The organism is Devosia polycyclovorans (assembly GCF_042181575.1).
GTDB lineage: Bacteria > Pseudomonadota > Alphaproteobacteria > Rhizobiales > Devosiaceae > Devosia > Devosia polycyclovorans.
Genome location: NZ_CP170082.1, coordinates 1,939,852 through 1,959,341 on the forward strand (window position 1 = coordinate 1,939,852; position 19,490 = coordinate 1,959,341).

Below are 19,490 nucleotides of genomic sequence, written 5' to 3' on the forward strand. Positions count from 1 at the left end.
ACCCAAAGTCCGGGGCTGCGACGCAGCGCCGGTGTCGAATGGACTTGAGACAAGATGAGCACTGAAATCACCACCGATGTCGTTGTCATTGGCGCGGGCCCCTGCGGGCTGTTCGCAGCCTTCGAACTCGGGCTGCTCGACATCAAATGCCATTTCATCGATATCCTGGACCGCCCCGGCGGACAGTGCGCAGAGCTTTATCCGGAAAAGCCCATTTATGACATTCCGGCCTTTCCGGTGGTCACCGGTCAGCAGTTGACCGACAATTTGATGGCGCAGATCGCGCCGTTCTCGCCTGAGTTCCACTTCTCGCGCATGGTCAATTCCATCGAGAAGCTGGAGGACGGTTCGTTCAAGCTGCAGACCGATGCGGATGAGACCTTTTTCACCAAGGTGGTGGTGATCGCGGCCGGTGGAGGCTCGTTCCAGCCCAAGCGCCCGCCCGTGCCGGGGATCGAGGAGTTCGAGAACAAGTCGGTGTTCTATGCCGTGCGCAAGATGGAAGATTTCCGCGACCAGGACGTGGTGATTGTCGGCGGTGGCGACTCGGCGCTGGACTGGACGTTGAACCTGGCGCCAATCGTGCGCACCCTGACCCTGGTGCACCGCCGTGATGCCTTCAAGGCGGCTCCGGCGTCGGTCAACAAGATGAAGGAACTGGTTGCCGACGGGAAGATCAACTTCCAGCTTGGCCAGATCGCCAAGCTCGATGGCGAGAATGGCATGATCAACCATGTGCACCTGACCACCGAGGCGGGTGATCTGTCGATTCCGGCTACGCGGCTGCTGCCGTTCTTCGGCCTGACCATGAAGCTGGGGCCGGTGGCCGATTGGGGCCTGGAACTCAACGACAACACGATCGTGGTCGATACCGAAAAGTTCGAGACCTCGGTGCCTGGCATCTTTGCCATCGGCGACATCAACTACTACCCTGGCAAGCTCAAGCTGATCCTTTCCGGTTTCCATGAGGCAGCGCTGATGGCCCAGGCAGCCAAGGCGATCGTTTCGCCCGGCGAGCGCGTGGTGTTCCAGTACACCACCAGTTCGACCAAGCTGCAGAAGAAGCTGGGCGTGGCCTGAGGCCTCGTTCCGTCGCGTTTCCGAACCGCAAACCGTTGCCACTTTCGCGGGAAACGCTTCAAGCCGAATTGCCTGCGGCCTCGCTCTTGCAGCGGGGCCTTTTGAGGGGTATGGACGCCCCGCTGTTGAGGAGCGCCCCATGAAGATCAATGTTACCGACCAGGCAGGCGAAGTTCACGAGCTCGAAGGGCTCGAGGGCTGGCGGGTGATGGAGGTCATTCGCGACTGGGGCCTCAATATCAAGGCCGAATGCGGCGGCGCGCTGAGCTGCGCCACCTGCCATTGCTATGTCGATAGTGACTGGCTCGACGCCGTTGGCGCGCCGAGCGAGGAAGAAGAAGACATGCTCGACAGCGTGGGCGACGTGAAGCCGAACTCGCGCCTTAGCTGCCAGATCCTGTGTTCGGATGAACTGGACGGATTGAAGCTCACCTTGGCGCCGAGCGCGGCCAAGGACTAGGTCGCGGCGCTCAAGTTGACGCGCTTGTTGAGGGCTGCTGCACTTTCAACGCGCTCGGAATAGCGGTCGACCAGATAATCGGCGCGGTCGCGGGTGAGCAGGGTGAATTTCATCAACTCCTCCATCACATCGACGATGCGGTCATAGAAGGAAGAAGGCAGCATGCGCCCCTCGGCGTCGAACTGCTGGAAGGCCTTGGGGACTGAGGACTGGTTGGGGATGGTGATCATCCGCATCCAGCGGCCCAGTTGCCGCAATTGGTTGACGGCATTGAAGCTCTGCGAGCCGCCGCTGACCTGCATCACGGCCAGCGTGCGCCCCTGGGTCGGCCGGATTGAGCCGGAGTTGAGCGGAAGCCAGTCGATCTGGGACTTCATCACGCCGGTCATGGCGCCATGGCGCTCGGGGGAGCACCAGACCTGTCCTTCGGACCAGAGCGAGAGCGCGCGCAATTCCTGCACCTTGGCGTGATCGGCCGTCGAGTCGTCGGGGAGGGGCAGTCCGTTGGCATGGAAGATGCGCACTTCGGCACCAAGGGCTTCGAGAATGCGGGCCGCTTCCTGGGTGGCGAAGCGGCTATAGGATCGCTCGCGCAGAGAACCATACAGCATCAGGATGCGCGGCTTGTGCGTCGACAGTTTCGGCGTCAGCAAGCGTTCGGCTTCGGGCAGCATGAATTGGTCTGCCGCAAGGGCAGGCATGGTTTCGGCGAAATCGGTCATTCAACACACTGATCTGGTCTGGGGGATGAGGTTTGCGCCAGGCTTGCCGCCACCGGCATACAGGCCTCGGTGCGGCCACCGCAGCAATCTTCGAGCAGATAAGCAACGAGCCCGCCTACAGCGGCGAAATTGGCCCTATAGATCACCTGCCGGCCATCTCGCTCGCTGCTGACGAGACCAGCGCGATCCAGCACCGACAGATTCACCGAGGTCGTATTCTGCTTCTGGCCCAGTTGCTCTCCGATGCGCCCCGCGGGCACCCCATCGGGCCCGGCGGCGACGAGCAATCTGAAAATGGCAATGCGCCCAGGGTGAGACAGGGCGGCGAAGGCCTCAATCGCTTCGTTCGTATCCATATATCATGATATATTGATTTGAATGATGCGGGTCAAGCCGTTGGCTTGCTCGCATCGGTCGTGACCTTGACCAATTCCGGAATGAAGTCGCGCACGGTGGGCTGCGGCAGGGTTTCGAAGGGCAGGGGGCGGACGACACGCATGGCGGCGATGCCAACGCGGACCGTCATTAATCCGTTGACGACGCCTTCACCCAGCCGGGCCGAGAGCTTGGCGGCAAGGCCCTGGCCGACGAGTTGTTCGACCACGCCATCGGTGAGAACGAGGCCGCCAGTGACGGCGAGATGAGCCAATATGGAACCGGCCAGGCGCCAGAAGCCGAACAGGCCGGGGCGCGCGCCGTAAAGCGCGGCAATGGCGCCGGCGAGGCGGATGCTCTCATAAATGACGAAAGCGACATCGATCAGTGCGCGTGGCGAGACGGCAGTGACCAGCGCGACGCGCCGGGCCGAGGCGGCGACGAGGGCGCGCGAGCGGGCATCGAGCGGGGCCATCAGGCTGCGTTCGGTCACCGCCATGATGTCGGTCCCATCGAAGAGGTCGCCGATCTGGGCGTCAAGGGTTTGGCGGGCGCGGGCCAGATCGGGACGGGCAGCGTAGATGCCGAGGAGATGGCTGGCGACGGCGCGGGCCCGCTTGGCGTCATTGTCGGCGTGAGCCCTGGCCGCGTCAGCGCGCAGGGCGTCGAGAACGGCAAGGCGGCGAAGGGCCAGCATTTCCCGGATGACGAGAGCGAAGACCGCTACGAGAAAGGCACCGAGCACTCCCAGCCCGAGCCAGCCCAGCCACTCATGAGTGGCAAAAAGATCGCGGATCAGTCGGTCGGCCGCAAGACCTAAGCCTGCCGAGACGAGGATGCCGCCGGTGGTCCAGGCCAGACGAGCCAGCCAACCCATGCGGCGGGGAGGTGGTGTGACCAGTTCGGGCTGGTTCTCGGGCTCAAAGGCGACTTCGACGATCTCGGCGCGGTCGGGCGTGAAGGCGCGGGGCACGCGGGCGCGCTCAGCAGTCGCTTCGTCCTTGGTGACGGTACGGGCAATGGGGCGCTTCATGCCATCCAGTCTCCGATGAGATAGTCGAGCGCCCGGTCCAGCCGGATATGGGGCAGAACGATATCGCCTGAGGCATTGCGCTCCAGTTTTTGCGGGGGTGTAAAGCGCAGGAAGTTCAGTGCCACAGGTTTGCCGTTCTCAAAAAGAGAGTCCGGTCGTTCCGGCAAGTCACCGGGAAATAAGGCGATTTCGGTTTTGCCATCATAGGTGGTGCCATCAAGCACTTCGCCATCAAGCGGGGTGCCGACAAGCGTGGGCAAGGTATCGCCCCTTTCGCGAATGGTGCCCTCGCTGGTGGCGCGGATGCCGGCCATGGCGAGGGATTTTGTCTCCGCCCCGGCAAAGCTGGCCCGCTTGCGCGCATTGGACACCAGCCGGTTGAGAATGGCCTCCAGCCGGTCGTGGCTGGTGTGGTGCACATGATCGGCCTTGGTGGCGGCGAACAGGATGCGGTCGATACGGCGGGAAAAGGGGCGCAGGAGCGGATTGGCCTCACCCTGGCGAAAGCAGGCGAGCACGGAGGTCAGTGCCGTCTCCAGATCGTTGACGGCCGCCGGGCCGGTATTGAGTGCGCGCAGGGTATCGACCAGCACCACCTGCCGGTCGAGCCGCGCGAAGTGATCGCGAAAGAAGGGGCGTACCACCTGGGCCTTGTAGGCCTCGTAGCGGTTCTCCAGCATGGCGTAGAGGCTGCCACGGGCCGTTGCGCCCGAGGTGCGCGGCAGGGGCGCAAAGGTCAGGGCTGGTGAACCTTCCAGATCCCCTGGAAGCAGGAAGCGACCGGGTGGGAGGGTGGAGAGCGCGCCATGCTCGCGGCTGCGGCGCAGATAGGTGGTGAAGGCCGTGGCCAGACGTTCTGCGTCCGGATCGTTTGCCTCCCTGGATATGTCGGCGTTGTCCAGCACGCGCAGAAACTCGGCGGCTTCATCTGCGTGGCCGGGCTGGCGGGCCCGCGCCAGGGCCTGATCGCTCCATTCGGCAAAGCTGAGGCCGAGCAAGGGCAGGTCGAGCAGCCACTCGCCAGGGTAATCCACAATATCGAGATTGAGCGTGGCCGGGCCGGTCATCCCCGCCCACCATTTGGCGGACTGGAATTTGAGCACCAGGCGAAGCTGGGAAATGCGTCGGGTGCTTTCCGGCCATACTGGCGGATTCCCGCTCAGCGCGGCCAGATGCTGCTCATAGGCAAAGCGTGGAATGGTCGCATCGGGATATTCAGCCAGCCGCGCCCCGATGAAGCGGCCATCGGCCAGCGGGGCGAAACCGGGCAAGCGGCCCTGGGTCAGCAGATTGTGCACCAAAGCGGTGATGAAGATGGTCTTTCCGGCACGGCTGAGACCGGTCACCCCCAGCCGCAAGGTGGGCGTCAAGACGCCTGTCGCGGTATCGGCCAGATTGGACAGGGCAATGCCCAGTTCGTCGGTAATGGTGGTCGGCGGCTGCGGCAAAGAACATGTCCCCGTGTACTGGCAAGGTAGGGCCTGATGCGGCGAATGCAAGGACCTGCGGGTGTCATCCCATCGTCATGCAGATGTGTCCGATCCGTCAAACGGCTGGCTTATCCATCGGGGCGTGCCCCGGCCCGAACAGGGCCCGTTTTGCTGTGAGGAGCAAATATGAACGAGAAACCGACTTTTCCCACCCAGGGTCTCGAATCCGCCGAGTTCGATCCGACCAATCATTCCGCCAACCGCACAATGGGCGAGGTTATTGCCGCGCGGTTTTCGCGTCGCGGGTTTCTGCAGGGTTCCCTGGCCGTGTCGGCCATTGCCGCAACTGTCGGGCCGGCCGCTCTTTTGAGTGCCCCGCGCGCCGAAGCGCAGGAAGGTGGTTCGGCCTTTTCCTTCCTCGAGGTGACCGCCGGCGTCGACGCCGACCACCATGTTGCTGAAGGATATGATGCCCAGGTGCTGATCCGCTGGGGCGACCCGGTCGTGTCGGGCGCTCCGGAGTTCGATCCGAATAACCAGACAGCCGCCGCGCAGGCCGGTCAGTTTGGCTACAACAACGACTATGTGGGCTATATTCCGCTCGACGGGTCCGACGAGCATGGCCTGCTGGTCGTCAATCACGAATATACCAATCCTCACCTCATGTTCCCCGGCCTGGTGCAGGTCGTGGATGGGGCTGCCGTGCAGGGCGACCTCAGCGAAGAGCAGGTGAATATCGAGATCGCCGCGCATGGCGGTTCGATCATCGAGATCGAAAAAGTCGATGGTGTCTGGCACCGGATTGCCGACAGCAAGTATAACCGCCGCATCACCGGCACGACGGAAACCCTCATCACTGGCCCCGCTGCCGGCCATGACCGTCTCAAGACCAGTGTCGACGAGACCGGCACCAAGGCCCTGGGCACATTGAACAATTGTGCAGGCGGCGTGACCCCCTGGGGCACCTACCTGATGGCCGAGGAAAACTTCCACGGCTATTTCTCCGGCGAACTCCCCGCCGATCATGCCGAAGCGGAAAACTATGCCCGCCTCGGTGCGCCGGGTGGCTGGTACCAGTGGCACAATTTCCACGACCGTTTCGACGTCTCCAAGGAACCCAACGAAATGAACCGCTTCGGCTATATCGTCGAAGTGGACCCGATGGATCCGAACTCCGTGCCCAAGAAGCGCACCGCAATGGGCCGCTTCAAGCATGAAGGCGCTGAATCCATCGTCGCACCGAATGGCCAAGTCGTGCTGTATTCCGGCGACGACGAGCGTTTCGACTATGTCTATAAGTTCGTGACCGCCGGCACCTATAATGCCGATGATCGCGCTGCGAATATGGACCTGCTCGATGAAGGTACGCTCTACGTGGCTCGTTTCGATGAAGACGGTTCCATGGAATGGATGCCGCTGGTGCATGGCGAAGGTCCGCTGACGGCAGAAAACGGCTTTGAGAGCCAGGCCGACATCGTGATCGAAACCCGCCGTGCCGCCGACCTGCTTGGCGCCACCAAGATGGACCGTCCGGAAGACATCCAGCCCAATGCCACCAATGGCAAGGTCTATGTGATGCTGACCAATAATTCCCGCCGTACGGAAGAAGACGTCAACGCAGCCAATCCGCGTGCAGCCAACGCTTTCGGGCATATCATCGAGATCGCCGAAGCCGATGGTGATTTCGCTGCCACCTCGGGCACCTGGGAGATCCTGCTCAAGTGTGGCGATCCTTCGATTGCCGAGGTCGGGGCGACTTTCTCCACCGACACCACCGAGAATGGCTGGTTCGGCATGCCGGACAACGCGGCTGTCGACTCCGACGGGCGTCTCTGGGTCTCCACCGATGGTAACAACCCGACCGATACGGGCCGCACCGATGGTCTGTGGGCCGTGGACACCGAAGGGGCCGCCCGCGGTACTTCGCGTCTGTTCTACCGTGTGCCCGTTGGCGCCGAAATGTGCGGTCCGGTATTCACGGAGAATGGAGAGTCGCTGTTCCTGGCCATTCAGCATCCCGGCGATGGTGGCGAGGACTGGGAAGGCCACGGGCGTCCATCCTATTATGAGGATCCGGCGACGCGCTGGCCCGATTTCCAGGACGACATGCCCGTGCGCCCGGCTGTGGTTGTCGTTACCAAGCAAGGCGGCGGTAAGATCGCGGTCTGATCGATTGTCGGGACGATATCGAAGGGGCCGCCAACGCGGCCCCTTTTTCTATTGACCGACCCTGTTCAAGTCGAAGGGCGTTGTCTGGTAAATCTCGTTGATCCAGTTCTGGAACAGGAGATGGGCGTGGCTGCGCCAGCGGTTTTCTGGCACGGCGCTGGTGTCGCCATTGGGGAACAGGTTCTCCGGCGGCGGCGTGTCGAGGCCGGCGGCCCTGTCGCGCTCATATTCATCGGCCAGCGAGCGATTGTCATATTCCAGATGGTTGAGGAAGTAGACGGCCCGCTCGTTGCGGTCAGCGAGCATGCAGAGGCCGATATCAGGCTGGTCGATCAGCACTTCGAGGCCGTCCCCCAGGCTCGTGCGGTCTATGTCATTGTAGCGTGACACGGGGATCATCGGGCTGTCCGACATGCCGCGCAGGAAGGGTGAGCGGGTGCCCACCACCTTATGCCGGAACACGCCGAAGGCCTTCTTCTCCATGCGATAGCGCTTGGCGCCATGGAAGTGGTGCAGGGCGGCCTGGGCGCCCCAGCAGATGAACATGGTGTGGTGCACATTGGTGCGGGTCCACTCCATGATCTCGAGCATTTCGGGCCAGTAGCGCACTTCCTCGAAGGGCATATTGGCGATGGGCGCGCCGGTGACGATGAAGCCGTCGAACTTGCGCTCCTTCACCTCTTCCCAGGTCTGGTAGAAGGTGTTGAGGTAGTCTTCCGGGGTGTTCTTGGACTGGTGATCGGTGACGCGCACGAGGCTGAGATTGATCTGCAGCGGGGTGGCGCCGATCAGCCGGGCGAACTGGGTTTCCGTCCGCTCCTTGTTGGGCATCAGATTGAGCAGGCCGAATTCGAGCGGGCGGATGTCCTGCCGTGCGGCGCGGCTGGAGTCCATGACATTGACGCCCTCTTCTTCGAGGGTCCGGCGGGCGGGCAGGTTGTCGGGAATTCTGATAGGCATGTCAGCCTCTTGGCGAGTTGCAATGAGAAAGTGATTCAGGCCGGCGCGCGATCTCCAAGGGGGGAGGTCACGCGCTAGCGCATTCGCTTCTCGATTGCGGCAGCGATCAGATCGACAAATTCGTCGCCGTCGCGGACGGTGGCGAGGTCGGTAGCTTCCACGACATAGCCGAAATTGTCGGCCAGAGCCTGGTAGCGGGGCAGGCGGTCATGCAACAGGGCTTCGAAGCCCCAGGCGCCAAAACCGGCCGGATCGACGTCGTCATCATTGAGGATGCCATTGATCAGCTTGTACTCGGCCCATTTCTGAACGAGAAATTCGGGCTTGTAATACATGGGCTTGGGCGACTTTTTGAAGCGCTTGACCAGTTCGGTCGCGTCCTTGTCGGTGCCGCGGATGTGGATTAGCGCCGTGTGCTCGGCGAGGGTCTTGATGACGGGGTCTTCAGGGTTGGTCGGGTCAACGACCTCGATCAGCGATCCACCGGTATCGGCGATGAAGTCGTCATAGCCGTAGAGCGCCTTGGCGCGATCGATGAAATAGGGCACGTCGCACAACGCAGCGATTTCCGCCACGCGATGCTGCTCCTGGCGGCGCTGGTATTCGGCCAAAGGCAGGCCGCCCTGGTCGACATTGCCCGGCGTGCCCAGATAGGTCGAAAGCGGGTCGAGGTTGTCGAAGGTGATGTTGGACGAGATATAGATCGAGTCCGTGCGTAAGAGCTGGGCCAGAAACGGTACCTTCATGGCTTCGCGCTTGAAATTGTCCACGATGAACTCGCCCATATAGCGCGTGCCGATGCGGTAATCGGCAGAGTAATGGAACCAGTGATTGGTTCGCAGCATGTTGGAGAGCCGCGTCTTGCCCACGCCGGCCATGCCGAAAACGGTCACCGCGCGCCTGGGGGCCTTCACAAACTCATCGACGCTGGAAAACAGCATGCTCAGTCGCTCCGATGGCCGGAAGCGGCCAACCTCTGTGGCTTGCGTTTAAAGCAAGCCAGCAGCGATCTCAAGCAACCGGCAAAATCTGCCGGTGGCTCGGACTCATTTGCCGCCTCGCCGTCATATCTGGCCGTTTCTTCCAGCAAAACTCCTGCAAAATCAATGCTTACCTGACTTGGCATTGGCCTTGCATTGAGGGCTGTGAGCGCGCCGTGCGGCGCAATTGGGATTACGGAGTTACAGATGGGTATCTATGGGGCTCTTTCCAGTGCGGTGACCGGCCTGCGGGCACAGTCGCATGCGCTGGAGAACATTTCGGGCAACATCGCCAATTCGCAGACCACTGGCTACAAGCGGATGGAGACGAGTTTCCTCGACCTCATTCCCGATGCGCCGCTGCGTTCGCAAGTGCCGGGTGCGGTGCTGGCGCAGTCCCGCGCCACCAACAATATCCAGGGTGATATCCAGACCAGTTCCAACGAGACCTATATCGCTCTGAACTCGGGTGGTTTCTTCGTCGTGGAGCCCAAGGTCGGGCAGTCGGACGGCAATTCGGTGTTTGCCGGCTCGAACTATTTCACCCGTCGCGGCGACTTTGAAATCGACAAGGATGGCCTCCTGGTCAATGGCGCCGGCTACTACCTCAAGGGCCTGCCGATCGATCCGGCAACGGGAAATATCTCGGGCTCGGTGCCCGAGGTTATCAAGCTTTCGAATGCCTTCTTGCCGGCCAATGTGACGACTACGATCAATTACCAGTCCAACCTGCCGCAGCTTCCCAAGACAGCGAGCTATAATTCGACCGTCTATAACAGCGAGTTGCTGGGTGCTGAGAATTTCGGTGCCACGGCGACGACTGCGGCTGCCAATGGCACAGCCGATCTGGGTGCCGGCGCCGGTGCAAACCTCGCTACAACCGTTTTCGCCGACGGGCAGGAAATGACGGTCACAGTCAACGGCGCTCCGGTACGGTTCCGCTACTATGTCGGCGCGACGCCGCCGACGGGTGGGGGCGTTGCAATCAATCTGGATGCGCCCAAGACGGTACAGAACGTGCTGGACGAGATGCAGGCGGGGCTGCGCGACTTTGGTGGCGGCGCTGCGGCGTCGGCAACAGTGGGCCTGAATGGCAGCAATCAGTTCGCTGTTTCGCTGGGCAGCGACTATCACGCCTCTTTCTCGATCAGCGGAACGACGCCTGCTCTTGCGACCACGCTTGGCCTGACGGAGCCTCAGGCCTCTTCCGCTCCTGCATTGGGTACGGTCAACACCATCACGGCAGATGATGCCGATGATTTCGTGGCCAATTCGATCTCCGGCGGCGCAATCACCGTCTATGCCAGCAATGGCGCGCCAGTAAACGTACAGGTGCGCTGGGCCAAAGTGGACAGCGCCGCGTCGGGTGGAGCGGACAAGTGGAACATGTTCTACCTTTCCGACAGCAAGGCTGTCGGCGGGTCAACGGCCTGGACCAATATTGGCCAGGAATACTTGTTCAACAGCAATGGCTCGCTGGCCAACAGCGTGCCGCAGGCCACCATCAGCAATCTGCGCGTCAATGGCGTGCTGATCGGCGATGTGGTGCTGCAGCACGAAACCAATGGTGTGTCGCAGTTCGCTGACGTCAACGGCACCGTGACGGTCTCGACGCTCAATCAGAACGGCTATGGCGCCGGTGAATTCCTTTCGGTGGCCATCACCGACAGCGGCCGGGTCGTGGCCACCTATTCCAATGGTGAGCGCATCGAAATGGCGCAGGTGGTGACCGCCCAGTTCAACGGCGTGAACTCGCTCAAGCGTTTGGATGGCGGTGTCTATGAAGCCACCTCTGAGTCGGGTGAGCCGATCTTCGACCTTTCCGGTTCGGGCGTTATTGGCGGGGCTCTGGAAGCATCCAATACCGATATCTCGGACGAATTCACCAAGCTGATCATCACCCAGCAGGCCTATTCGGCTGGCACCCGCATCGTCTCGACCGCCGATGAGATGCTGCAGGAAGCCCTGAACATGATCCGCTAGGCGGGGTTTGAGTAAAGGTCCGGGGCAGGAGGCCCCGGACTTCAGTCCAGTTTGAGGGCCGCTTCATGGGTCTGGTTTCTTCGCTTTCAAATGCCGTGTCGGGTCTGCGGACCAGCCAGGATTCGATCACGATCCTGAGCCGCAACATCGCCAATTCCGGCACCCCCGGTTACCACCGGCAGTCGCTGAACATCATCGACTATTCGTCGGTCAACAGCACCTATGCCCGTACCGCCGGGGTCAATCGCGCCTTCAACCAGAGCCTGCAGACCTACTACAACCGCCAGGTCTCGGACACCTCCATGTCCAATGTGATGGGCAACTATCTGAGCAAGCTGCAGGGCTATCTGGGCAAGCCGGGCGACGCCGGTTCGCTCGATACCATGTTCGGCTCGTTCAAGAATTCCCTGCAGGCCCTGGCGACCAGTCCCGACGACTATCCCACCCGCGCCAAGGTCGTGGCAGAGGCGCAGGCCATGGCGCGCCAGCTCAACTCCCTTTCCACGTCCATCCAGCAACTCCGTCAAGAGACCGAAACACGCATCTCCAACGATGTGTCCGAAGTCAATGCGATGCTCATCTCCCTCAATGAGGTGAACAATCGCATGCTCGATCTGGGCATGACCGATACGGCGCGCGCCCAGCTCTATGATCAGCGCGACCGGCTCGTTGCCTCGGTGGCGGAAGTCATCGACGTGCAGGCCGAGTATCGCCCCGATGGCACGGTGGCATTGATGACGCGGTCCGGTGTCGGCTTGCTCGACAACGGCTTTTCGACTTTCAAGTTCACCACCGCCGGGGCGCTGTCGGCGACCTCCCAGACCAATGTCGACACTTCGCAGAGCAAGGTTGGCAAGCTGACGCTGACCACGCCGTCCGGCCTGACCATCGATCTGGTGCAGCAGGGCGTGTTGCAGGGCGGTGAACTGGCGGGCTTGGTCAATCTGCGCGACAAGATCCTTGTCGAGGCCCAGAACCAGCTCGATGAAATCGCGGCCGGCCTGGCCTCCGTCTTCTCCACGATCACCACTCCAGGCACGGCTGCCAACGATGGCGCCGGCGCGACTGGGCTTTCGGCCGACATTTCGCACCTTAAGCCTGGCAACGACATTCTGCTGAATTACACCGTCAACGGATCCGAGCAGCGTGTGCGTATCGTCAACAGCACGAATGGCGAAGACTTTGTCGATGCCAGCGGCCAGCGCGTGATCTCGGTGAATTTTGGCGATCCTCCCGATGCGACGGCGGTGGCGGCGGCGCTGCAAGCCAAGCTGCCGGGGTTGGCGATCACGAGCCCCAGCGCGGGCATGTTGCGGGTTCTGGACGATGGCGCGGGCGGCTCGCGCGATGTGACCGCGCTGACCACGCGGGGAACCGCTGCCGGCACCCAGCAGGGCGAACTTGCCATGGCGCTGTTTGTCGACCAGGGCAACTCACCCTTCACGGACAATCTCGACACCAATCCGCCGCAGATCGTCGGCTTTGCCTCGCGTATCTCGGTCAACCCGGCCGTAATCTCGGACAATCGTCTGCTGGTGCAATTCGATATCGACCAGACACTGGGCGACGCCTCACGGCCCGAATACATCCTGAACCAGCTCGGCTCGATGAGCTTTGTCTCCGGCAGTACCCCGGCAGCCAATGCCGGGCGGCACCAGCTCAACGGCACGGTCGAGCAGTTGATCGAGCAGGTGCTCAACTATCAAGGGACGACCATCGGGTCGGCCCTCAGCGCCCAGTCCAATCGTCAGCTGACGCTCGATACCATCACCACCCAGATGGAAAGCGAATATGGCGTCAACCTAGACGAGGAAATGGCGCGGCTGACCGAATTGCAGAGCGCCTATGCTGCCAATGCCCGCGTCGTGTCGGTGGTCAAGGAATTGCTCGACACCCTGTTTGCGTCGACCTGAGGGAGTAGCGTGAGATGATCGTCAACAAGTCGATGTACCCCCTGACCACGGGCTTTTCTGTCATCTCCAACATGCAGAACAAGTTCGCGCAGTTGCAGATGCAGCTTGGCACAGGCGTCAAGGCGCAGACTCTGTCTGAAATGGGCCGGGACTTGCCGGTGTCGCTCTCGGTCCGGTCGCGCCTGACCACGATCACAGGCTACAATGCCAGCATCGAACAGGTCGCGCTGCGCATGAGCTTTTATGACAATGCGCTGACCCGGCTCGACGCGATCGAAGGGGAGGCGCGCAATTCGGCCGTGCAGGGCCAGTATGGTTCGAACAATATCAACATGGCGACCATTTCGAGCCTCTCCAAGGCGCGACTGGACGAAATGGTCACCCTGCTCAATTCCGACATTGCCGGACGTTATCTGTTCGGCGGCGCAAGGACTGACCGGGCGCCCCTACCGACCACCACCGAACTGCTCGACGGCGCGGGCGGACGGGCCGGTTACAAGACTGTAGTGACGGAACGCCAGATGGCCGACCTGGGTACTGCGGGCCTCGGGCGGCTTACCACGGCGATCAATCCTGCTGCTCCGGCTCTACAGACTGATCCGGTCACGGTGACCTTGGCCGAGGATGGCAACCATCCGTTCGGCTTCAAACTGTCCACGGTCTCTGCCATCGGGGCCAACATCACCATTGCCTCCGATTTCGCGGCCTCGCCGGCCGATATTGATTTTACGTTTCCGGGCGATCCGGGAACTGTGGCTGAGGGGGATAGTATTACCCTCGGCTTCACGCTGCCCGATGGGACCGAAACGCAGATCACGCTGCGGGCCGTATCGGCGGCCAATGCCAGCGGGGCCACGGGGGAGTTCGTCATTGGCGACGATCCCGCGACGGCCACCATCACGACGGCCACCAATTTCGACAATGCGTTGAAAGCGTCGCTGCAAAAGACCGCGGAAGGCGAACTCAAAGCCGCTTCGACCTATGCAGCGGGCCAGAACTTCTTCAACGCAGCGGGGGAGCCGGTGCTGCGCGTTCAGGGCGCAGACCCCTATTCGGCCACCAGCCTGCGGGTTGCGACTAAGACCGATACGGTCATGTGGTATAGTGGCGAAACGGCTGCTGTCTCTGCCATTGGCATGGGCCGGCTAACGGCCGCTCGCACGGCCGAGACTGTGACCCTGAGTGAGAACATTCCGGTTTCCGCGGCGCATGGCTTCCAGATTTCGGCCGTGACATCGACCGTTGCCAATGCGGGTGCCCTGACGGCCACGCATACGGCGGGCGATCCAGCCTCGATGTCGGTGGTATTCGACGATGCCTTTGCGTTGACCGCGGGCGACAGCGTGACCGTCACCCTGACCGAGCCCAATGGCAAGACGCGCGACGTCACCCTGACGGCCGTGACCGGCCGGGCGGGGCCCGGGCAGTTCACCATCGGCGCGGACGAAGCGGCATCTGCCGAGAACTTCGAGAAGGCCATGATCCGCTCGGTAACGGAAGCGGCAACGGCTGCTGAAGGCAATCCACGCCAATCCGTGACGGCGGCGGTGGAGGATTCGGGGCGCGTTGCCTATGGCATGCAGGCCAATGAAAGCGGCTATCTGCGCATGATCCGTTCCATGGCGGCCATGACCGTGGAGACATATCCCGAGATCACCAATGCGACCGACCCCAATTCGGTCGATCTGAACCCGGCCAAGGCGCGCTTTGACGCCATGGCGCGGCGGCAGCAGCTTGAACTGTCGGAAGGGCGCAATTCGGAACGCGGATCGATCGAGCTGATCACGATGGAACTGGGTGTCGCCCGGGCTGGTCTTGAGGCCGCCGCCGACCGTCACACCAATTATGCGGCTCAGCTGGAAAACCTGCTCAGCAATGTTGAAACCGTCAGCAAGGAGGATGTCGCCATGGAAATTCTGGCGCTGCAGACGCGTCTGACCGCCAGCTACCAGGTGACGGCCATGGTCAGCCAATTGAGCCTGGTGAACTACCTCTAGCGGGCAGCGCACGCCAAGACGTGGTCCGTTTCATGACAGCACCGAGAAAAGAAAAAGCCCCGCAGCGATGCGGGGCTTTTTCAATCTACGGTCCAGCGGCTCACATGCCGCGCAGGCCCGCCGCAATCTGTCTGTTGAGCTGCACGAGGACTGTCAGCTGTTCGGCCTGCGGAACGCCCTCATAAAGGATTTCGCGAGTCTGATTCATTACGAACATGCCCAGGTTGGCGATGTTCTGACGGATCTCCTGGGGCAGGGGGCTGTCATCCTGGGTGACCGCCGACATGAAGATAGTCCACAGCTTGCGATTGAAGGTGAGCGCCGAGCGCAGCTCTTCCTGGGTAGAAGTATCCCACTCGTCCTTGACCTTCTGCAGGCCGGCCGCGGCCTTCATGAGCAATGCGGATTCGCGTTGGCGTGGATTTTCAACGACTTTCGCCGTCTGTTGATACGCCTGAGCGCCGTGCTGATGCATGAGAAAGCAGGTCCTGTTCGTATTCAATGAGGCGTTGGGCAGCCTTCAGAGCCTTGTACAGGGACCCGGTTAATATCTCGTTATTGATTTGGTCGACAATGGGTAGAGAACTGGGCACTGCGGCCACGAAGTCTCTGGACATCTCGTTGTAGCTGGCGGTGGCCTTGTCGGAATCTTCCTCGATATACATCAGCTGCACGGCCAGATAGATGCGCTTGGCCGGCGTATTGGCCGTCTCGGAGGTCAGGATGTCCTTTTCGCGCAAAATGGGCGCGTGACCATCGATGAACAGACGTGTGCGCTGGTCTGAGTTGGTGATGATGCAATTGCCCACCAGCAGCTTCTCGCCGGGCTTGAGTTCGACCTTGAGCGCCATTGTGTTTTTGTCCGCAAACGAGGGAGTGACTCACATGGTCTAGCCCGAGATTGCGGCAAAAACAACGAAGGCGGGCACCTGGCCCGCCTTCTTGAACTGCGCTTGGTAAGCGATTTACTGCAGAAGCTGCAGGATCGACTGGTCAGCCTGGCTGGCCAGGGACAGCGAGTTCTGCGAGAGCTGCTGGCGGGTCTGGAGGGCCAGAAGGTTTGCCGCTTCCGTGTTCATGTCGGCCAGGGTGAGGTTGCCGGCGCCGGTTTCGAGCGTATTGATCATCGCCTCGGTGAACGACTTGCGGTTCTGCACAATCGAGAGGTTCGAGCCGAAGGTCGAGGCCTGCGAGCGGACTTCGTCGAGGGCGGCCTTGAGATCGGTCAGCAGGCCGTCGATGGTAACGTCGCTGTCGAGCTGCTTCTCCTCAAGATTGGTTGGTACATCAAGGTTCTTGGCATTCACCGTCTTGGCGTTCTTGGTCTGGATGTCGATGGCCGAGGTGCCGGTTTCATTGAAGGTGATGGTCAGCTTGTCGCCGCGAAGCAGGTTGATACCGTTGAACGAGGCGTCATCGGCGAGCTTGTCGAGCTGGTCGCGCAGTTCGTTGAACTGGCCGGCGAGGCCGGCGCGAACCGAATTGCCTTCGACTTCGCTGGTGGCCAGAGCAGCTCCGGTGATGTTGCCGGCGCTAGCGCCTGTAATGTTCAGCTTCTGGGTCGACTGGTTTTCGATACGCAGTTTGCCATTGTCGTTCGAGGCCCGGATGAAGGCCTTGAGGTCGGTGTTGGTGTTGACCTCGTCGACCAGATCGTCGACGGACTTGGCGACGGTCAGTATGGACTTTGTGTCGGTGGCAGCGACGATACCGAGGGCGGCGTTGTCGGCGCCAAAGGTGATCTTGGCGTCATCGTTTGCGACGGCCTTGTCGGCGTTCACGGAGAACTTGAGCTTGGCGGCGGTGGCATCGACGGTGATACCGACCTTTTCTTCAGCGAAAGCCTTGTTCAGGGCGGCTGCAACATTTTCCTTGGTGACAGCTTCCGTGCTGGCGACGGTGGTATCATAGGTGTTGGAGCCGATTGTCACGCGGACATTGGTTGCCGAAGTGGCGACCATCGACACTGAAGTTGGGGTGTCGTCGTTCGCAGCAATGGTGAAGGTGGTCGCTGCTGCCGCGGTGAAGCCGGCAGTATTGTCCGAGTCCATCACTAGGTTTGCGAAGTCGGTCGTTGCCGTGGTCACGGCACGCGAATTGGTGACTTCAATTGAACGAGCCAGATCGCCGACAGAACCGCCCTTGAAGGACATGGTCTGAACGGTGGCTTGGTCGTTCAGGGCCGAACCCACGGAGAAGGAGGCCGTTTGGAAAGACTTGTCCTGACGGGCCTGACGTAGTGTCGACTGCATCGATTCCAGGGTCTTGGTCATGGCCGAAAGGCCATTGTCCGCTGCTTCCAGTGTCTGGATGCCGTTGGCCATCGAATCGATCAGAGCGCCCAGATCACTGGCGCGATTGGTCAGGCCCTTGGCGGTGAACCAGTTTGATGGGTTGTCCAGGGCCGAATTGACCTTGTTGCCGGTGGCGAGACGATTCTGCGTCATCGACATCATGTCGGCAGTGCCCTTGAGTGAGAGCAAATTGGCCCGAACGGCCTTCGAAAGTGAGATATCCGCCATCTAATGCAATCCTTGCCTCAGGCCAGCTTGGCCCCTTGCCCAAAGTGTTAACCGCCTTTTCTTAAAGGGTCGTTAACCATGCGGATTGACGGATCATAAACCATATTTTTTGAGGTTTCGCGGGCGAGACGCAAAAAAAGGGCGGGTCCTGCGACCCGCCCCTAGTATTTTTTCTGTAGCTGAAACGATTAACGGATGAGCTGCAGGATCGACTGATCGGCCTGGCTCGCCAGCGAGAGCGAGTTCTGCGACAGGGACTGACGGGTCTGCAGAGCCAGCAGGTTTGCAGCTTCCGTGTTCATGTCGGCCAGGGTCAGGTTGCCCGCACCTGCTTCCAGGGTATTGATCATCGAGTCGGTGAAGGTCTGACGGTTCTGCACGATCGAGAGGTTGGAGCCGAAAGACGAGGCCTGCGAACGCACTTCATTCAGCGCGTTCTTGAGCTTGCCCAATTCGGCGTCGATCGTTGCGTCGCTGTCGAGATCCGAAGCTTCAAGAGTGGTCGCGACGCCCAGATTGGACGAGTTGACGGTCTTGCTGTCCTTGGTCTGGATCTCGATCGAAGACGTGCCGGTTTCATTGAAGGTAATGGCCAGCTTGTCGCCGCGAAGCAGGTTGATACCGTTGAACGAGGCGTCATCGGCGAGCTTGTCGAGCTGGTCGCGCAGTTCGTTGAACTGGCCGGCAAGGCCTTCGCGGACCGAGTTACCCAGGATGTCAGCAGTAGTACTCGCACCCGTAACATTGCCGGCGGCAACGCCGGTAACTGTCAGCTTCTGGGTCGACTGGTTTTCGATGCGCAGTTTGCCATTGTCGTTCGAGGCCCGGATGAAGGCCTTGAGGTCGGTGTTGGTGTTGACCTCGTCGACCAGATCGTCGACGGACTTGGCGACGGTCAGTATGGACTTTGTGTCGGTGGCAGCGACGATACCGAGGGCGGCGTTGTCGGCGCCAAAGGTGATCTTGGCGTCATCGTTTGCGACGGCCTTGTCGGCGTTCACGGAGAACTTGAGCTTGGCGGCGGTGGCATCGACGGTGATACCGACCTTTTCTTCAGCGAAAGCCTTATTCAGGGCGGCTGCAACATTTTCCTTGGTGACAGCTTCCGTGCTGGCGACGGTGGTATCATAGGTGTTGGAGCCGATTGTCACGCGGACATTGGTTGCCGAAGTGGCGACCATCGACACTGAAGTTGGGGTGTCGTCGTTCGCAGCAATGGTGAAGGTGGTCGCTGCGGCGGCGGTGAAGCCGGCAGTATTGTCCGAGTCCATCACCAGGTTTGCGAAGTCGGTCGTTGCCGTGGTCACGGCGCGCGAATTGGTGACGTCGATCGAACGAGCCAGATCGCCGACAGAACCGCCCTTGAAGGACATGGTCTGAACCGAAGTCTTGTCCGTGAGTTCAGCCCCGATGCCGAAGGATTGAGTCTGGAAAGACTTGTCCTGACGGGCCTGACGCAGAGTCGACTGCATCGATTCCAGGGTCTTGGTCATGGCGCTGAGACCATTGTCAGCGGCTTCGAGCGTCTTGACGCCGTTGGCCATGGAGTCGAGCAGGGCACCCAGGTCGCTGGCGCGATTGGTGAGACCCTTTGCCGTGAACCAGCTGGATGGATTGTCCAGAGCCGAGTTGACCTTGTTGCCGGTCGACAGGCGGTTCTGGGTGGAAGCCATCATATCAGCCGTGCCCTTGAGGGACAGCAGGTTCGAGCGGACGGCTTTGGAGAGAGAGATATCGGCCATTTTGGCGGGTCCTTTTCTAGGATTACGCAAACTAAGACGCCTCTCCTGAGGCAGGCCGAATGTGGTCCGTCAGGCTCTAAAGAAGGGTTAAGTGGATGCCGAAAGTTTGGGCAAATTCTTCTCC

16 protein-coding genes are annotated in these 19,490 nt (G+C 61.0%); 6 read left to right on the top strand and 10 right to left on the bottom strand.

Annotated features, from left to right (window positions below):
* Nucleotides 1-54: 54 nt before the first annotated feature.
* Together ACE4RL_RS09665 and ACE4RL_RS09670 are read left to right on the top strand one after the other, a co-directional pair.
* Nucleotides 55-1,080, top strand: a complete 1,026-nt coding sequence (locus ACE4RL_RS09665) for an NAD(P)/FAD-dependent oxidoreductase (protein WP_375596992.1) — start codon at nucleotides 55-57, stop codon at nucleotides 1,078-1,080.
* A 139-nt stretch (nucleotides 1,081-1,219) separates the two neighbouring features.
* Complete coding sequence (locus ACE4RL_RS09670) at nucleotides 1,220-1,540, top strand: 2Fe-2S iron-sulfur cluster-binding protein (protein WP_375596993.1); 321 nt, start codon at nucleotides 1,220-1,222, stop codon at nucleotides 1,538-1,540.
* Here the strand turns inward: ACE4RL_RS09670 and arsH are convergent.
* From arsH to ACE4RL_RS09690, 4 genes are read right to left on the bottom strand one after another with little or no spacing between them, the layout of a single operon-like run.
* Nucleotides 1,537-2,262: an arsenical resistance protein ArsH gene (gene arsH / locus ACE4RL_RS09675; RefSeq protein WP_375596994.1), complete on the bottom strand. Its 726-nt coding sequence runs from the start codon at nucleotides 2,260-2,262 to the stop codon at nucleotides 1,537-1,539. The genes ACE4RL_RS09670 and arsH overlap by 4 nt on opposite strands.
* Nucleotides 2,259-2,618 (bottom strand): ArsR/SmtB family transcription factor, encoded by a 360-nt coding sequence (locus tag ACE4RL_RS09680; RefSeq protein ID WP_375596995.1) that lies wholly within the window; start codon nucleotides 2,616-2,618, stop codon nucleotides 2,259-2,261. Before ACE4RL_RS09680 ends, arsH begins: the two co-directional genes overlap by 4 nt.
* Nucleotides 2,619-2,650: 32 nt before the next feature.
* Entirely contained in the window at nucleotides 2,651-3,670 is a 1,020-nt protein-coding gene (locus tag ACE4RL_RS09685) for a YcjF family protein (protein WP_375596996.1), read from the bottom strand.
* On the bottom strand, nucleotides 3,667-5,118 hold the full coding sequence (locus ACE4RL_RS09690) for a YcjX family protein (protein WP_375596997.1): 1,452 nt from the start codon (nucleotides 5,116-5,118) through the stop codon (nucleotides 3,667-3,669). The genes ACE4RL_RS09685 and ACE4RL_RS09690 overlap by 4 nt, the downstream gene beginning before the upstream one ends.
* 168 nt (nucleotides 5,119-5,286) lie before the next feature.
* On the opposite strand from ACE4RL_RS09690, the gene ACE4RL_RS09695 reads away from it, so the two are divergent.
* A complete protein-coding gene (locus ACE4RL_RS09695; RefSeq protein WP_375596998.1) occupies nucleotides 5,287-7,269 on the top strand; it encodes a PhoX family phosphatase in 1,983 nt (660 codons plus the stop codon).
* Nucleotides 7,270-7,317: 48 nt separating this feature from the next.
* Here ACE4RL_RS09695 and metA read toward each other — a convergent pair whose 3' ends face one another.
* Entirely contained in the window at nucleotides 7,318-8,229 is a 912-nt protein-coding gene (gene metA / locus ACE4RL_RS09700; protein WP_375596999.1) for a homoserine O-succinyltransferase, read from the bottom strand.
* 74 nt (nucleotides 8,230-8,303) lie between these two features.
* The gene (locus tag ACE4RL_RS09705; RefSeq protein WP_375597000.1) at nucleotides 8,304-9,170 is read right to left on the bottom strand and encodes an ATPase; all 867 of its coding nucleotides are present in this window, start codon (nucleotides 9,168-9,170) and stop codon (nucleotides 8,304-8,306) included.
* Nucleotides 9,171-9,416: 246 nt separating this feature from the next.
* On the opposite strand from ACE4RL_RS09705, the gene ACE4RL_RS09710 reads away from it, so the two are divergent.
* The 3 genes from ACE4RL_RS09710 to ACE4RL_RS09720 all read left to right on the top strand — a co-directional run bounded on the left by ACE4RL_RS09710 (nucleotide 9,417) and on the right by ACE4RL_RS09720 (nucleotide 15,102).
* The gene (locus tag ACE4RL_RS09710; RefSeq protein ID WP_375597001.1) at nucleotides 9,417-11,192 is read left to right on the top strand and encodes a flagellar hook protein FlgE; all 1,776 of its coding nucleotides are present in this window, start codon (nucleotides 9,417-9,419) and stop codon (nucleotides 11,190-11,192) included.
* Nucleotides 11,193-11,257: 65 nt separating this feature from the next.
* Nucleotides 11,258-13,105: a flagellar hook-associated protein FlgK gene (gene flgK / locus ACE4RL_RS09715; RefSeq protein ID WP_375597002.1), complete on the top strand. Its 1,848-nt coding sequence runs from the start codon at nucleotides 11,258-11,260 to the stop codon at nucleotides 13,103-13,105.
* 14 nt (nucleotides 13,106-13,119) lie between these two features.
* Nucleotides 13,120-15,102: a flagellin gene (locus tag ACE4RL_RS09720; protein ID WP_375597003.1), complete on the top strand. Its 1,983-nt coding sequence runs from the start codon at nucleotides 13,120-13,122 to the stop codon at nucleotides 15,100-15,102.
* A 100-nt stretch (nucleotides 15,103-15,202) separates the two neighbouring features.
* Here ACE4RL_RS09720 and flaF read toward each other — a convergent pair whose 3' ends face one another.
* From flaF to ACE4RL_RS09740, 4 genes are all read right to left on the bottom strand, one after another.
* Entirely contained in the window at nucleotides 15,203-15,577 is a 375-nt protein-coding gene (gene flaF / locus ACE4RL_RS09725; protein ID WP_297111887.1) for a flagellar biosynthesis regulator FlaF, read from the bottom strand.
* Nucleotides 15,528-15,953, bottom strand: a complete 426-nt coding sequence (gene flbT, locus ACE4RL_RS09730) for a flagellar biosynthesis repressor FlbT (RefSeq protein ID WP_375597004.1) — start codon at nucleotides 15,951-15,953, stop codon at nucleotides 15,528-15,530. Before flbT ends, flaF begins: the two co-directional genes overlap by 50 nt.
* Nucleotides 15,954-16,067: 114 nt before the next feature.
* The gene (locus ACE4RL_RS09735) at nucleotides 16,068-17,624 is read right to left on the bottom strand and encodes a flagellin (protein ID WP_375597005.1); all 1,557 of its coding nucleotides are present in this window, start codon (nucleotides 17,622-17,624) and stop codon (nucleotides 16,068-16,070) included.
* A gap of 188 nt (nucleotides 17,625-17,812) precedes the next feature.
* Nucleotides 17,813-19,366: a flagellin gene (locus ACE4RL_RS09740; protein WP_375597006.1), complete on the bottom strand. Its 1,554-nt coding sequence runs from the start codon at nucleotides 19,364-19,366 to the stop codon at nucleotides 17,813-17,815.
* Nucleotides 19,367-19,490: the final 124 nt, after the last annotated feature.